At 76.4% G+C, this 14750-nt stretch carries 13 protein-coding genes; 11 read left to right on the top strand and 2 right to left on the bottom strand.

Annotation, left to right across the window (positions count from 1 at the left end; all coding sequences use genetic code 11):
- Nucleotides 1-62 precede the first annotated feature (62 nt).
- A complete protein-coding gene (gene msrB / locus LV78_RS17545; protein ID WP_253846331.1) occupies nt 63-491 on the top strand; it encodes a peptide-methionine (R)-S-oxide reductase MsrB in 429 nt (142 codons plus the stop codon).
- 259 nt (nt 492-750) lie between these two features.
- On the top strand, nt 751-1683 hold the full coding sequence (locus tag LV78_RS40805) for a TIGR04222 domain-containing membrane protein (RefSeq protein ID WP_301306793.1): 933 nt from the start codon (nt 751-753) through the stop codon (nt 1681-1683).
- 52 nt (nt 1684-1735) lie between these two features.
- Here the strand turns inward: LV78_RS40805 and LV78_RS17535 are convergent, their stop codons facing one another.
- Complete coding sequence (locus LV78_RS17535) at nt 1736-2293, bottom strand: DUF3558 domain-containing protein (RefSeq protein WP_253846330.1); 558 nt, start codon at nt 2291-2293, stop codon at nt 1736-1738.
- Nucleotides 2290-2667 (bottom strand): hypothetical protein, encoded by a 378-nt coding sequence (locus tag LV78_RS17530; protein WP_253846329.1) that lies wholly within the window; start codon nt 2665-2667, stop codon nt 2290-2292. The genes LV78_RS17535 and LV78_RS17530 overlap by 4 nt, the downstream gene beginning before the upstream one ends.
- A 126-nt stretch (nt 2668-2793) precedes the next feature.
- On the opposite strand from LV78_RS17530, the gene LV78_RS17525 reads away from it, so the two are divergent.
- From LV78_RS17525 to LV78_RS17480, 9 genes are all read left to right on the top strand, one after another.
- Nucleotides 2794-3708 (top strand): TIGR04222 domain-containing membrane protein, encoded by a 915-nt coding sequence (locus tag LV78_RS17525; RefSeq protein ID WP_253846328.1) that lies wholly within the window; start codon nt 2794-2796, stop codon nt 3706-3708.
- Nucleotides 3674-4519, top strand: a complete 846-nt coding sequence (locus LV78_RS17520; protein ID WP_253846327.1) for a TIGR04222 domain-containing membrane protein — start codon at nt 3674-3676, stop codon at nt 4517-4519. The genes LV78_RS17525 and LV78_RS17520 overlap by 35 nt, the downstream gene beginning before the upstream one ends.
- 74 nt (nt 4520-4593) lie before the next feature.
- Nucleotides 4594-5379 (top strand): TIGR04222 domain-containing membrane protein, encoded by a 786-nt coding sequence (locus LV78_RS17515; protein ID WP_253846326.1) that lies wholly within the window; start codon nt 4594-4596, stop codon nt 5377-5379.
- A gap of 46 nt (nt 5380-5425) precedes the next feature.
- Nucleotides 5426-6226 (top strand): TIGR04222 domain-containing membrane protein, encoded by an 801-nt coding sequence (locus LV78_RS17510; protein WP_253846325.1) that lies wholly within the window; start codon nt 5426-5428, stop codon nt 6224-6226.
- On the top strand, nt 6219-7052 hold the full coding sequence (locus LV78_RS17505) for an MbnB/TglH/ChrH family RiPP precursor modification enzyme (protein WP_372494941.1): 834 nt from the start codon (nt 6219-6221) through the stop codon (nt 7050-7052). The genes LV78_RS17510 and LV78_RS17505 overlap by 8 nt, the downstream gene beginning before the upstream one ends.
- Nucleotides 7049-7408, top strand: a complete 360-nt coding sequence (locus tag LV78_RS17500; RefSeq protein WP_253846324.1) for an SCO6045 C-terminal-like domain-containing protein — start codon at nt 7049-7051, stop codon at nt 7406-7408. The genes LV78_RS17505 and LV78_RS17500 overlap by 4 nt, the downstream gene beginning before the upstream one ends.
- A gap of 71 nt (nt 7409-7479) precedes the next feature.
- Complete coding sequence (locus LV78_RS17495) at nt 7480-7968, top strand: hypothetical protein (protein ID WP_253846323.1); 489 nt, start codon at nt 7480-7482, stop codon at nt 7966-7968.
- 152 nt (nt 7969-8120) lie between these two features.
- Nucleotides 8121-11351, top strand: a complete 3231-nt coding sequence (locus LV78_RS17485; RefSeq protein ID WP_308208727.1) for a S8 family serine peptidase — start codon at nt 8121-8123, stop codon at nt 11349-11351.
- A 204-nt stretch (nt 11352-11555) separates the two neighbouring features.
- Nucleotides 11556-14750 (top strand): S8 family serine peptidase, encoded by a 3195-nt coding sequence (locus LV78_RS17480; RefSeq protein ID WP_253846320.1) that lies wholly within the window; start codon nt 11556-11558, stop codon nt 14748-14750.

The following is a 14750-nucleotide window of genomic DNA, read 5'->3' as shown; positions in this document are numbered from 1 at the left end:
GAGGTCCGTCCCACAGCTCCGACCGGCGGTCGCCCGCGCCGGGCTCGACTAAAATCGGCGTCATGGAACCTGTCACCGGCACCACCCCGAAGGTGGTCCACTCCGAGCTGGAGTGGCGGGAGATCCTGACCCCGAAGGAGTACGCGGTGCTGCGCGACGCGGGCACCGAACCCGCGTGGGTCGGGGAGTACACCGACACCAAGACCGAGGGCGTGTACGACTGCCGGGCGTGCGGCGCCGAGCTGTTCCGCAGCGACACCAAGTTCGAGTCGCACTGCGGCTGGCCCTCGTTCTTCTCGCCGCTGGCGGCCGACCGGGTCATCCTGCGCGAGGACCGGGCGCTCGGCATGGTCCGCACGGAGGTGCTCTGCTCCGCCTGCCACAGCCACCTGGGCCACGTGTTCGAGGGCGAGGGGTACGACACGCCCACCGATCAGCGCTACTGCATCAACTCGATCAGTTTGCGTCTGGTCGAGAAGCCGTCGGTCTAGCAGACTGGACCGCGCTACTCACTCGGGACGTCGAGAGCGTTGGAGGGGTCATGCGCGTGTTCAAGGGGACTGACGGCGAGGGTTCGAGCGGCGTCGACGGGGGTTCTTCCTCCTGACGCGCCACGGCGCCGCACCGGGTGGGCCTCGGACCTCAAGGCTTGCCCAACTCGCTTGTGGCGGGTGTGGCGCAGCGCACACGATTGCCTCGGAACACCGCTGACCGGTTCCCGGTCGGAGGTTCGCGAGGGGGTGGTTCGTGATGCGTCCGTGGGGGCTTTCGGGCCCGGAGTTCTTGGAGCTGTACTGGATCGCGCTGGCCGTCGCGCTGGCACTGGCGGTCCTGGTGAGGTGGTGGCTGCGGGGGACGCGGGGAGCGACCCCCGCAGCCGCGCCAGGCCTGTACGAGCTGGCCCACCTGGTCGGCGGCCCGACGCGGGCGGCCGAGGTGGCCACGGCGGTGCTGCTCGACGCGGGCGCGCTGCGACCGGGCCGGAACCGGACGGTGAGCCGGGTCAAGGGTGCCCAGCCGGGTCACCCGGTGGAGGCCGCGGTGCTCACCGACGCGGCCCGCTACGAGCGGCGCACCCTGCCGCTGCTGCTCACGTCCGTCGCTGACGGCCCCGCCGTGCGGGAGCTGGGCGTGCGACTGGTCCTGGCGGAGCTGCTGATCTCCCCGGAGCGCGCGCGGCGGTGGTTGCGGATCAGCGTGCTGCCGATGCTGCTGGTCGCGCTGGTGGGGGTCGTGCGCTGGGGCAACGGGGTGCGGATCGGCGCCCCGGTCGGCTGGTTGACGTTGCAGCTGCTGCTGACCGGCGTGCTGGTGTTCGTGCTGGGCACGAGGTTCGTGCCGGGCAGGACCGCGCGGGGCGTCGCGACGATCGCGGACGCGCGCGCCAAGGGCCTGGTCGGCGGCTGGGGCTCGTTCGGCCCGACGTCGCCCGCCGTGGAGGCGGTGCTCTTCCACGGGTTCTCGGCGCACCCGGACGCGGAGGTCAGGAACGCCGTCCGGCCGACGGCGCGCTCGCGGAGCCGGGGGTCCGCAGGGCTGGGCGGTGGTGCGGGCGGCATGGCCTACTACGGCGCGGTCGGCGGTTTCGACGGCGGTGGCAGCAGCGGTGGTGGGGATGGCGGCGGCGGGGGCGGCTGCGGTGGTGGGGGCGGCGGCGGTTGCGGTGGGGGCGGCGGCAGCTGACCCCGGTGGGCGGTGGCGGTGGTCCTCGCCGACCACCGCCACCGGCTGCGCGCTACTTGGTGGGCAGGGTGGGGGTGATGGCGTTGGCCAGGGCGGTCGCCGCGTCGCAGGCCTGGTCGAGCGAGGCGTAGTAGACAGCCACGAAGTCGACCCTGGCGGTCTCGCTGACCTCCACTCGCACGGCGCAGGACGTCGATCCTGAGGGCTTGCGATCGAGGAGGGCGGCCCGACCCGCGATCGTGATGTTGCCGACCTCGCTGTCGGGACCGGGCACGGCCTCGCTGAGCCCGAGGGTCGGGAACGCGTTCATCCCCACGGTGATCCTGTTGCCATCCCCCAGGTCGTACTTGCCCACGCAGCTCTCGGGCTCCTGCTTCTTGATCTCGACCAGCGGGAGCTGACCCGCGACCCGCTCGAAGTCGGCGCACAGCTCCAGGTCAGCCAGCCCCGAGCCAGCCTGAGCCGAACCAGCCGTGCTGGTGGGTGCGGCCGGATCCGAAGTCGCCGGGGTGGCCGTTCCCGGCTCGACGGTGGAGCACGCGGACAGGGCGGACACGAGGAGCGCGAGGGCGACAAGCCGGACGTTCTGCACGGTCTTCTTCCGTCTCACTGGGAGTTGAACTTCTCGACACGCGCGTCATCGACCGCGCTGTAGTTCTCCTTGGCCTTCTGCATCGCCTGGAGAGCTTCACCCAAGGCGATCTTGAGTTGATCGATGGCAGGGATCAGCCCGATCGTGCCAGGACCGCCCAAGGCGTTCTCAAGGTTGTACTCGCTCATCCGGACCGCATCCGGACTGGTCCCCAACTTCGTCCTCTGCTGAAGGAGTTCCGTCTGGTACTGGATGCCGTCCAGCTGCTCCAACGCCGTCTTGATCGCGTGGATATAGGCATCAGCCCCGCTCTTGCTGATCGCGAACCCTCCCGATTCGGCGGTCTGCTTAAGCGCGCTCATCCCCGCTGTCATGGACTGCAACGCCGCCATGTTCAACCCCTGCGGTATCACCATCCACCCCCCCCGTGCTCAGTTATTCCAACATTTCCCGCAGGCTACCGGAGCACTTCCCGAAACACCCCCGGCTCAGCACTCCCCCCGACCTACCCTGGTCGCATGACCGACGCGGTGTTCGCCTTGGTGCTCGGCGTCCTGCTCCTCGGCGCGGTGGTGGTCGGGGCGCGGCTCAAGCGGGTCGCCGGGACGGCGCCGCAGCGGGTGCTCACCTTCGAGGAGGTCGGGTACCTGGGTGGTGGGCCGGTGCGGGCGGTCGAGGTGGCGTTGGCCTCCTTGGTCGGGCAGAACCGGGTTCGGGTGTCCGGTGGAGGCGTCGTGGCGGTGGACCTCCCCGAGGAGCGGGAGGAGCCGAGCGCGCTCGCGGCCGAGCTGCTGGCCGGGCTGGACCGGCCGCGCGGGGTGGGTGAGCTGCTGGTCGGGGCCGCTGCCTCCGGACCCGCGCGGGCCATCGGGCGGGAACTGGTGCGCGCTGGGCTGCTCGTGCCGCCGCGCGCCCGGTTGCGGCGGGCCGCGCTGGCGGTGGCGCCGCTGCTCGTCCCGGCCGCGCTGTCGGTGGTGCGGCTGGGCGCGGTCGGGGTCGTCGGGCTGGTGCTGACCGGCGTCGCTGCGGTGGTGCTGCTGCTGGGCGCTCCCCCGGTGCTGACGCGGGCCGGGTCTCGGGCGCTCGCGGACGCCACCGCCGGGCTCGCACCGGTCGGCCCCGCCGAGGTCGCGGCCCGGTTCGGGCTGGCCGCCGCGGTGCGCGGGTCGGTTCGGGAAGCGCCGCGCGAACAGCCTGGGACGCGGGCGGAAACAGCCGTGTTCGACGGCGAGCGGGCGGAACCGATCGGGGAACCGGAGACGTCCCATGGGCAGCTGCCCAGGCGCAGGCGCCCCGTCGAGGTGGAGCCGCAGCGCTGGCAGCGGGGCAGCGGTCTGCTCGCCGCGGGCGGCTGGTTCGTCGGCGGTTGGCTGGCCGCCGAGTGGGTGGAGGACTGGGATGGCGACTTCGGCGGCGGCGGCGACGCGGGCTGACGAGCTGACCACCGAGCAGCTGGCCTGCCTGGCCGGTGGGCCGAGGCGGGTCGTGGAGGTGGCGGTGCTCGCGCTGGTGCGCGCGGGCGCGGTGCGGGTCGGGCGGGACGGCGTGGTCAGCGCGGTGCGCGGGACCTCGCCGCGCACCGGGGCGCAGGCCGCGGTCCTCGCGCACGTCGGGCGCACCCTCGGCGACGTGGTGGAGGAGGCCTCGGACAGCATCGGGGCCCGCGCGGTGCGCGACGAGGTGCTGGCGCGCGGGCTGCTGCGCCCGCCCGCGTTCCAGGAGCGGGTGCGGACGGTCCGCGTGGTGCTGGTGATGCTGGCCTGCCTGCTCGCGGGCTCGCTCGTGGTGATGCCCGAGCACTTCGCGGCGAAGCTGGCGCTGCTGGTGGCGCTGCTGCTGGTGCGGTACGGGCTGGGGTTCTGGAAGGGCATGGTCAACGGCCGGGGCCGGGCGGTGCTGCGGGACGCGCCGGGCGCCATCGCCGGGCGGGTCGACTGGTCGGAGCGGGTGATCGCGCTCGTGGGGTTGCAGGGCCGGTTCCAGGGGCGGCCCGCGCACGAGTTCACCGTGGTGCCGGAGAGCGCGGTGCGCACGATGCGGGCGCCGCGCAACGCGGCGAAGGCGGGCGCGGCCTCGGGCGGTGGCGCGCACTACGCGGCGGACAGCGGGTGGTCCGGCAGCGGGTGGAGCGACCGCAGCGACGGCGGCGGCACGGACTCGTCGGGCGGGTCGGACGGAGGGTCGGACGGCGGCTCCGACAGCGGCGGCGGGTGCGGGGGCGGCTGTGGTGGCGGTGGCGACTGAGCTTCCGGTAGAAGACGCCCGAGCGGTCCGGGAGTCCCTGCGGGGGACGGCCGCCGAGCGGTGGGAGGGCTGGCGTGGCGGTGTCGGCGCGAACCGGGTGGCTGCACGCGGAGGAGCTGGCCTGCTTGGCCGGTGGGCCGAGGCGGGTGGCCGAGGTCGCGGTGGCCGGGCTGGTGCGCTCGGGCGCGGTGCGGCTGTCGCGGGACGGCGTGGTGCACCCGGTTCCGGGGGTGGGCGCGCGGACCGCGCCGCAGGCAGCCGTGCTGGGACTGGGCGGGCGCCCGCTGGCCGAGGTGGTGGCGCGGGTGGGCGCGGGCGAGGGGCGCGCGGTGCGCGCGGACCTGGTGGCGCGCGGGCTGATGCGCGCGCCGGGACCGCTGAAGGCGCTGCGGTGGGCCCAGCGGCTGGTGCTGGTGCTGATCTTCCTCGCGGTGGGCGCGGCGATCCTGGCGGACGAGCTGCTCGGGGTGTTCGCGGCGACGGGCTTCGGCGGGGTCGTGCTCGCCTGGGCGCTGTCGCTGTTCCAGGACCGGGTGCGGCGGCCGGGCAGGCGGGCGCTCCGGGAGGCGCGCGGGCAGGTGGGGCGGCGGGCGGCGGAACCGCCGGACCTGCCCGAGCGGGTGATCGCGCTGCACGGGCTGCGCGGGCGGTACCGGCTGGCGCCCGCGCACACCCTGGTCGGCGTCCCGGCGAGCGCGGTGACGTCGCTGCCGGTGCCCGGTGAGAAGCGGAAGTCCGATCCCGAGCTGGAGTTCGAGGGCGCGGACGGCGACGGGGACTCCTCGTGCGGCACCGGCGGGGACGGTGGCGGCGGTGGAGACGGTGGCGGTGGCGGGGACGGCGGTGGCGGCGGGGACTGACCGGCCGCTCCGGTGAGCTGGTCGGGACGAGCGGGAGAGGACGGGCATGGCGAGTGCGGTTCGGGCCGAGCAGCTGCACCCCGAGGAGGTGGCCTGCCTGGTGGGCGGGCCCCGGCGGGTCGCCGAGGTGGCGGTCGCGGCGCTGTCGCGGGCCGGGGTGGTGCGGGTCTCCCGGAACGGCGTGGTGAGCGCGGTGTCCGGCGGCGGCGCGCGGACCGGGCCGCAGGCCGCCGTGCTGGCGCGCTCCGGGCAGGCGCTCGGTGACGTGGTGGTGGGCGTGGCAGCCGGGGACGAGGCGCGCTCGGTGCGGCCGGAGCTGGTGCGGCGCGGGCTGATGCGGACGCCGGGGCGGCAGCGTGCGCTGTTCTGGGCGCGCCCGCTGGTGTTCCTGGTGGTCGTGCTCGCCGCGGTGTGCGCGTTCGCGCTGGAGCTGCTCGTCCCGGTCGCGCTGGCCGTGCTGGCGCTCGGGGTGGTGCTGAACGTCGTGCTGGCACTGCGCCAGGGACCGCTGACCGGTGCGGGCAAGCGGGTGCTGCGGCAGGCTCGACAGGTGCCCGCCGGGCTCCCGGACGGGCCGGAGCGGATCGTCGCGGCCAGGGGGCTGCTCGGGCGGCACGACCGGAAGCGGGCGCACGACCTGGTCGGCGTCCCCGCAGGCGCGGTGAAGTCCCTGACCAGGTCGGGGCGACCCCCGTCCAGCAGGCGCGCGGACTCCTCGTCCGGCGGGGCGTCGTGCAGCAGCGGGTGCGGTGGCGGATTCTCGTCGGACGGCGGTTCCGGCGGCGGTTCGTGCGGTTCCGGCGACTCCGGCGGCGGTGGTGGTTGTGGTGGTGGCGGCGGTGACTGACCGGTCGCCGGATCGGGAGGGGAGCGCGGTGGAGCGGCTGGGCGTTGGCATCGGGTGGCGGTCGGAGATCGACCTGACGGTGGAGCGGTTGCCCGGCGTCGACTTCGTCGAGGTGGTCGCGGAGAACCTGCGGCCGGGCCGGTTGCCCGAGTCGGTGCGGCTGCTGCGCGAGCGCGGAGTCCCGGTGCTGCCGCACGCGGTGTCGCTCTCGCTCGGCGGGGCCGACCCGGTGGACCAGGCTCGGGTGGCGCACCTGGGCGCGCTGGCCGAGGAGCTGGGCGCGCCGCTGGTCAGCGACCACGTGTGCTTCGTGCGCGCGGGCGGGCTGGACTCCGGGCACCTGATGCCGGTGCCGCGCACCCGCGAGGCGCTGGACGTGCTGGTGGCCAACGTCAAGGCCGCGCAGGCGATGCTGCCGGTGCCGCTGGCGCTGGAGAACGTGGCCGCGCTGCTGGAGTGGCCGGACAGCGAGCTGAGCGAGGGGCGGTTCCTGGCGGAGCTGGTCGAGCGCACCGGCTGCCACCTGCTGATCGACGTGGCGAACCTGTACGCGAACGCCCGCAACCTCGGCACCGACGTGGAGCGGTTCCTGGACGAGATCCCGCTGGAGCGCCTGGCGTACGTGCACGTCGCGGGCGGCGAGGAGCACGGCGGGGTCTACCACGACACGCACACCGCCCCGGTGCTGCCGCAGGTGCTGGACGTGCTGGCGCGGCTGCGGGAGCGGGTCGACCCGCCCGGCGCGCTGCTGGAGCGGGACGGGGACTACCCGTCGGACGCGGAGCTGGCCGCCGAGCTGGCCGCGATCCGGGCGGTGCTGGGGTGACCGGGCCGCAGCGGGAGCGGTTGGCGGCGGCGCAGGGCGAGCTGCTGCGGGCGCTGCTCGCGGACGGGCCCGCGCCGGGCGGGTTCGACGCGGAGCGGCTGCGGGTGGAGGCCAGGTCGCTGCTGAACAAGCGGCGGTCGGTGGTGGCCTCGATCCGGCCGGACGTCGCCGGGGAGCTGGGCGAGCGGTTCCGGCCGCTGTTCGCCGAGTACGCGCGCGGCAACCCGCGCAGGGACGGCAGCCGGATGCGGGAGGACGCGGCGGCGTTCGCCGAGTGGGCGGCGGCGCGGGGCGAGCTGGCCGCGCTGCGGGCATCCCGGTCCGAGCGGCGGCGGTGGTGGCGGTTCGGGCGGTGACCTCCCGCGTGGAAAGCGCTTGCTCACCGCGTGCGGGCAACCGCCGGACCCGGTCGTCCCGTCCTGGGGTCATGCGGAGGTCCTGGGTGGTGGCGGCGGCGCTGCTCGCGCTGGCGGGGTGCGGTGGCGCGGGTCGGGGGGAGGCCGCCTGCACGCTGATCGGCGCGCTGGCGGGGGTGAGCCTGGACGTGGACCTGCGCGGCGCCGAGTCCGGCTCGCTGCGGGTGTGCGGGGCGGACGGGTGCGCCGACCACCGCGTCGAGCTGCGCGACGAGCGGGTCGTGGTGACCACGAGCTGCACCGGGACGGGGCCGGACGACACCTGCGGCGCGGTGTCCGGGCCGGGCGAGGGCAAGGTCGGGTTCGTCCCGGTGCCCGAGCTGACCGGGGAACCGGTCACCGCGACGCTGGTGCTGCTCGACGCGGCGGGTTCGGAGCTGCTGCGCCACGAGGGCGAGCTGCGCCCGGAGGCGACCCGCCCGAACGGCGAGCACTGCGAGCCGCAGGCCGCGCAGGCGGGCCTGTCCGTTGCGGCGGACGGCGCAGTGACCGCCCGCTAGCCCCGACCAAGCCGGAACCCGCCGGACAGCGGCTGTCCGGTCGCCGCGACCTGCCTAGCGTCGGTGGGGTCAGGGGCGACGTCACGTGAGGTGCACCCGCCGCGACCGGAGGTGACGACGCCTTCCGCTCCCCGCGCAGGGAGGTCGTTCACGTGCGCAGCAGAACCCACCACCGCAGCCCGTTCCGGTCCGGGGCGACGAGATCCGCCCTCCTGTGCGCGGTGCTCGTGCTCGGCGCCGGGCCCGCGACGGCCGCGCCCCAGGAGCCGCCGTCGCGGGCCGGGACCGACTCGGCGCAGGCCCCGCCGCCGACCGAGCACCGGGTCACGCTGATCACCGGCGACCGGGTGCGGTTCGCGGGCGAGCGGGTGCTGTCCGTGGAGCCCGGTCCCGGCCGGGAGCGGTCGGTGGTGCGCTCGCACGCGCGGGACGGGCGGCTGCGGGTCGTGCCCGCCGACGCCGCGCCGCTGCTGGGCGCGGGCAGGCTGGACCCGAGGCTGTTCGACGTGACGGGCCTGGTCGAGGCCGGGTACGACGACGCGCGCCGGGACGACGTGCCGCTGATCGTCACCGGCCCGGACGGCGCGGGCGCGATCGGCGCGGCGGGCCGGGAGCTGCCGCTGCTCGGCGGGCGCGCCACCAGCGTCGCCAAGTCGACCGCCTCGGACGCCTGGCGCGAGCTGCTGGCCGGGCCGGCGGAGCGGCGGGTCTGGCTGGACGGGGTGCGCCGGGTCGGCCTCGACCGGAGCACCGGGCAGATCGGCGCGCCGAGCGCCTGGGCGGACGGGGTCACCGGGACCGGGGTGACGGTCGCGGTGCTCGACACCGGGATCGACGACGCGCACCCGGACCTGGCCGGTTCGGTGGTGGGGCGGGCCAACTTCACCGACGAGCCGGACGGCGACCTGGTCGGGCACGGCACGCACGTCGCGGCCACCACCGCCTCGCGCGGCGCGGTGTACCGGGGCGTCGCGCCGGGCGCGACCCTGCTGGACGGCAAGGTGTGCGGCGCCTCGGGCTGCACCGAGTCGTCCATCGTGGACGGCATGTCCTGGGCGGTGACGCAGGGCGCGGACGTGGTGAACCTGAGCCTGGGCGGCCCGGACACCCCGGAGACCGACCCGCTCGAAGCCGCCGTCGAACTGCTGTCGGACCGGGCGCTGTTCGTGGTGGCGGCGGGCAACAGCGGCAGGCCCGGCAGCGTCGAGTCCCCCGGCAGCGCCGACTCCGCGCTGACCGTGGGCGCGGTGGACCGGCAGGACGGGCTGGCCCCGTTCTCCAGCCGGGGACCGAGGACCGGCGACCGCGCGGTCAAGCCGGACCTGACCGCGCCGGGCGTCGGCGTCGTCGCGGCCCGCTCGGCGACCGCGATCATCGGCGAGCCGGTGGGCGAGGCGCACGCGGCGATGTCCGGCACGTCCATGGCCACCCCGCACGTCGCGGGCGCGGCGGCGCTGCTGCTCCAGCGGCGGCCGGACTGGTCGGGGCAGCGGGTCAAGGCCGCGCTGGTCGGCTCGGCCCGGCCCACCGAGGGGCTGATCGCGTTCGAGCAGGGCGCGGGCCGGGTCGACGTCGCGGCGGCGGGCGCGGTGCGGGTGACCGCCGAACCGGCGAGCCTGGCGCTGGGCTCGCAGCGCTGGCCGCACGACGACGACGCGCCGGTGACCAGGGACCTGGTGTACCGCAACGACTCCGACGCCCCGGTGGAGCTGGCGCTGGCCGCCGAGGTGCTGGCCCCGGACGGCGGCCCGTCGGCGGTGGTCTCGGTCTCCCCCACGACGCTGACCGTTCCCGCAGGCGGCCGGGCCACCGCCCGCGTCACCGCCGACACCCGCCCGTCCGCGCCGGACGGGCTGCACGTCGGCGCGGTCGTCGCGTCCGGCGGCCCGGCCCCGCTGCGCACCGCGCTGAGCGTGGAGCGCGAGCGGGAGAGCTACGACGTCGCCTTCACCGTGCTGGACGAGGGCGGCGCGCCCGCGTCGGACTACTACGCGTCGGTGATCGGCCTGGACAACGAGGTGTTCGCGTTCCCGCACGACCCGGACGGCGCGTTCACCCTGCGCCTGCCCAGGGGCGACTACTACGCGAGCGCCGACGTGACCTCGCCCGGCGGGGCGGTCGCGGTGCTGCCCAGGCCTGCGCTGTCGGTGCGCGCCGCCACCTCCGTGGTGCTGGACGCCCGCGCGGCGCGCCCGGTGGCGATCACCGCGCCGGACCCGGCGGCGCGGGAGGCGCTGGGGGACATCACGGTGGTGCGCAGGCAGGGCGAGCGGCAGGTCAGCTCCAGCACCGCGTTCCTCGGCGGGTTCGGCGCGGAGGTGTCGATCGCGCACAGCGGCCCGGCGCTGCCGGACGAGCAGGTGACCGCGCTGATCGGGGCGCAGCTGCGCGGCGAGCCGGAGGACGGGCTGCCGGTGACCTACCGGTTGGCCTGGGTCGAGCAGGGCAGGTTGCCGACCGGGTTCACCCGACGTGTCGCCGAGGGCGAGCTGGCTCGGGTGCGCGCCGACAACGGTCCGGGCCCGGCGGACCGCGCGTTCGGCCGGGGCGCCAACCCGATCACGCCGGACGGGGTCGGCGGCTGGTCCTGGCAGGCCCCGGTCAGCGCGCCCGGTTCGGCGCTGGACCTGGTCACCACCGCCGACACGGCGTGGAGCTGGAACCTGCTCCAGCACGACCCGACCGGCTCGGCGGAGGCGACGCTGACCTCGCCGGAGCGGTCCTACCGGCCGGGCAGCGCGCAGGTCGAGCGGTTCAACGACCCGGTGTTCTCGCCAGCGCTCCCGCCGTCCCGCAACCCGCTGCTGTCCCGCTCCGGGGACGTGATCGGCCTGGCGGTGCCGGTGTTCGGGGACGGCGCGGGCAACGGCGGCAGCTCCAACGCCGCGTCCGCGCGCACGGTGCTGCTGCGCGACGGCGTGCCGGTCGGGGAGAGCCCGAACGGCGCGAACGGGCTGTTCCCGGTCGAACCGGGGGACGCGCGCTACCGGGTGGAGACGGACGTGGTGCGCGCCGAGGGCGTCTCCGGGTTCACCCGGCGGGTCACGGCGGCCTGGGAGTTCGGCTCGGGCAGCACCGCCGAGCCGACCGCGCTGCCGCTGACCGTGGTCCGGTTCGCCCCGGCGCTGCGCGACGGCGCCACGCCGCCGGGGGCCACCGAGGTGCCGCTGGTCGTGCGGCAGCAGGCCGTGGAGGGCGTGCGGGACCTGGCGGCGCAGGTGTCGTTCGACGGCGGCGGGACCTGGTCGGCGGCCGAGGTCTCCGGTGGCGTGGCGAGGTTCACCGCGCCCGAGGCGGGCGCCGTGTCGCTGCGGGTCACCGGGTCGGACTCGGCGGGCAACCGGTTCGAGCTGGCCGTCGTGGACGCCTGGCGGATCGGCTGACCGGCTCAGGGGCGCTGCCTCGCGCGGCGCCCCCGAGCCGGTGAAGTGCCGCCGCCCGGCCGCTGCGCTCCCGATCTTGGTCTCGCTAGCGTCGTTCCCGGTTGAGGGGGCGGGGTTCCTCCCGGCTCGCCGCCGCCCGCACCGGCGCCGCGCCTCCCGCCGCGCGCAGACCGCGCGCGGCGCCGACACGGGAGGTGTCCGGTTGTGACGTGGAGCGGGAAGCGCGGCGCGGTGCTCGTCACCGCGACCGCACTGCTGGTGGGCGCGACGGGGGTCGCGACCGCAGACCAGCGCGGGGGGCCGCCTGCGCGGCCGGGGTCCGGGGAGCGGACCGAGGTCACGCTGATCACCGGTGACCGGGTGGTGCTGCGCGGCGGCGGGCTCGGCGAGGTCGTGGCCGGGCCGGGCCGGGAGCACCAGGCGTTCCGGGCGATGTCGGCGGGCGGGCGGTTGCACGTGGTGCCGCAGGACGCGGTGCCCGCGCTGGCGGCGGGGAAGCTGGACCCGAGGCTGTTCGACGTGACCGGGCTGGTCGACGCGGGCTACGACGACGCGCGCCGGGACAGCGTGCCGGTGCTCGTCGCGCGGGACGGCGGCGGGCGGGACGGCGGCGGGCGGGCCTCGGCGCTGGAGGTGGGCCGGGAGCTGCCGCTCGCGGGCGCGGTCGCCGCGCGGGCCCCGAAGTCCGGGGCGGCGTTCCCGGAGCTGCTGGCCGATCCGGGCGTGCGGAAGGTGTGGCTGGACGGGGTGATGCGGCCGAGCCTGGACCGCAGCACGAGGCAGATCGGCGCGCCCGCCGCCTGGGCGGCCGGGTACACCGGCGCGGGCGTGAAGGTCGCGGTGCTGGACACCGGCGTCGACGAGCAGCACCCGGAGCTGGCGGGCCGCGAGGTCGCGCGGGCGAACTTCACCGACGCGGCCGAGCACGTGGACGACGTCGGCCACGGCACGCACGTGGCGGCCACGATCGCCTCCAGCGGCGGGACCTACCGGGGTGTGGCCCCGGACGCGGAGCTGCTGGACGGCAAGGTGTGCGTGCGCGACGGCTGCGCCGAGTCCTGGATCCTGGCCGGGACGCAGTGGGCCGTGGACCAGGGCGCGGCCGTGGTCAACCTGAGCCTGGGCGGCGCCGACGCGCCAGGGCTCGACCCGGTCGAGGAGGCCGTGGAGTCGTTGTCCGACCGGGCGCTGTTCGTCGTCGCGGCGGGCAACTCGGGCAGGCCGGGCACGATCGGCTCCCCCGGCTCCGCCGACTCCGCGCTGACCGTGGGCGCGGTGGACCGGCGGGACGGGCTCGCCCCGTTCTCCAGCCAGGGCCCGCGCCTGGGCGACAGCGCCGTGAAGCCGGACGTCACCGCGCCGGGCGCCGACGTCGTCGCCGCCCGCTCCCGGCACGGGGTCGAGGGCACGCCGGTGGACGAGGGGCACGTGTCGATGTCCGGCACGTCCATGGCCACCCCGCACGTCGCGGGTGTCGCCGCGCTGCTCAAGCAGCGGCACCCGGACTGGTCGGGGAGGCGGATCAAGGCCGCGCTGGTGGCCTCGGCGACGCCGAACCCGGCGCTGGTCCCGCACCAGCAGGGCTCCGGCCGCGTGGACGTGGCGCGGGCGCTGGCGCTGGAGGTGTCGGCGGAGCCGTCGAGCCTGGCGCTGGGCGTGCGGGAGTGGCCGCACGACGACGACGAGCCGGTCACGAGGGACCTGGTGTACCGCAACGACTCCGACGCCCCCGTGGTGCTGGACCTGGCGGTGGACGCGGTCGGCCCGGACGGGAGGCCGACCACCGGCGTGCTCACCGCCGCCCCCGCGACGCTGACCGTGCCCGCGGGCGGGACGGCGACGGCGCGGGTCACCGGCGACACCCGCCAGGACGTGCCGGACGGCGCGCACAGCGGCGTGGTCACCGCCTCGTCCGGCGGTGAGGTGCTGGTGCGCACCCCGGTGTCCGTCGAGCGGGCCCCGGAGCGGCACTCGCTCACCGTGCGGCACGTCGGGCGCGACGGCGAGCCCGCCGAGGAGAGCGACACGGCCGTGATCGACCTGGACCAGCCGAGCCCCCGGTACTTCCTCGGCGCGGAGAGCACCGCGACCCTGCCGCCCGGCGAGTACGGGGTCTGGTCCTCGGTGGCCTCGGGCGGTGGCGGGACGCTGCTGACCAGGCCCGCGCTGGTGCTGGACCGCGACACCACCATCACCGTGGACGCGCGCGAGGCCGAGCCGCTGCGGGTGACCCCTCCTGACCAGGAGGCCGAGCCCCTGGTGGGCGGCTACACGATCAACCAGGTCCACGAGGGCCGCACGACGAACTACCACCACCTGTTCCCCGGCGGGTTCCCGGACCGGCTGTGGGTGGGGCGCAACGGCGGGGAGCTGCCCGCCGGGCAGCAGTCCCGGTCGGTGAGCGCCCAGTTCGCGGGCGGGGACGGCTCGTTCTACCGCTTCGGCTGGGAGGAGCCGGGGGTGGAGGCCGGGTTCGTCCGCGAGCCCGAGGCGGGCGAGCTGGCGACCGTGCGCACCACCATCGGCCCCGCGCCCGAGGGGCAGCGGGCCTCGCACGCCGGGAACCCGGTGTTCGGCGACGGCAGCGGGTGGGGCGCGTCCTCCGAGGTGGCCGCGCCGGGTGTCGTCGTGGACCACGTGAACACCGGGCCGGGGTGGCGCTGGACGTACACCCAGAGCGCGGAGGACTTCGCCTGGAGCGCGGGCCAGAGCAGCGGTGACGAGCGCTATCGGGCGGGCCGGACCCACCGGCGCTCCACCAACGAGCCGGTGTTCGGCCCGGTGCTGGCGGACTGGAGCACCCCGCCGCTGGTCAAGGACGGCGGGCAGCTCCGGTTCTCGCTGTCGCTGTTCGGCGACCGGGCGGGCAACCTCGGCGCGTCGGACACCGCGTCGGCGCGGACCGCGCTGGAGCGGAACGGGAAGCCGGTCGGCGAGAGCGCCTGGCCGGGCAGCGGCCAGTTCACGCCCGAACCGGGCGCGGCGGACTACCGGGTGTCCACCGAGGTGGTGCGGACCGGAGGCGCGTCGGACTTCTCGACCCGGCTCAGCGGCGCGTGGACGTTCCGCGCCGACGTCGGGACGGGCCGCGCCGAGCTGCCGCTGACCCTGGTCCGGTTCACGCCCGCGCTGGACCGCGACGGCGCGGCGCGGGCCGGGTTCTCGCTGCTGCCGCTGGAGTTCCAGCGGGCGGGCGGGGCGAGCGGGTTGCGGTCGCTGACCGTGGAGGCGTCCTACGACGACGGGGCGAGCTGGGCGAAGGCCCTGGTGCTGCCGGGCAGCGCGCTGCTGGTCCTGCCGCGCGACCGGGAGTTCGTGTCGCTGCGGGTCAGTGGCGCGGACGGGGCGGGCAACGGGTTCGAGCAGACGGCCCTGCGCGCCTACAGGATCAAGCGTTAG

The organism is Actinosynnema pretiosum (assembly GCF_024171695.1).
GTDB lineage: Bacteria > Actinomycetota > Actinomycetes > Mycobacteriales > Pseudonocardiaceae > Actinosynnema > Actinosynnema pretiosum.
The sequence above is the reverse complement of the archived record's forward strand: the minus strand, read 5'-3'. Positions and strand labels throughout refer to the sequence as shown.

Coding starts and splice junctions, on each gene's coding strand:
- msrB (WP_253846331.1), top strand. CDS start 63: ATGGAACCTGTCACCGGCACCACCCCGAAGGTGGTCCACTCCGAGCTG.
- LV78_RS40805 (WP_301306793.1), top strand. CDS start 751: ATGCGTCCGTGGGGGCTTTCGGGCCCGGAGTTCTTGGAGCTGTACTGG.
- LV78_RS17530 (WP_253846329.1), bottom strand. CDS start 2,667: ATGGCGGCGTTGCAGTCCATGACAGCGGGGATGAGCGCGCTTAAGCAG.
- LV78_RS17525 (WP_253846328.1), top strand. CDS start 2,794: ATGACCGACGCGGTGTTCGCCTTGGTGCTCGGCGTCCTGCTCCTCGGC.
- LV78_RS17520 (WP_253846327.1), top strand. CDS start 3,674: ATGGCGACTTCGGCGGCGGCGGCGACGCGGGCTGACGAGCTGACCACC.
- LV78_RS17510 (WP_253846325.1), top strand. CDS start 5,426: ATGGCGAGTGCGGTTCGGGCCGAGCAGCTGCACCCCGAGGAGGTGGCC.
- LV78_RS17495 (WP_253846323.1), top strand. CDS start 7,480: ATGCGGAGGTCCTGGGTGGTGGCGGCGGCGCTGCTCGCGCTGGCGGGG.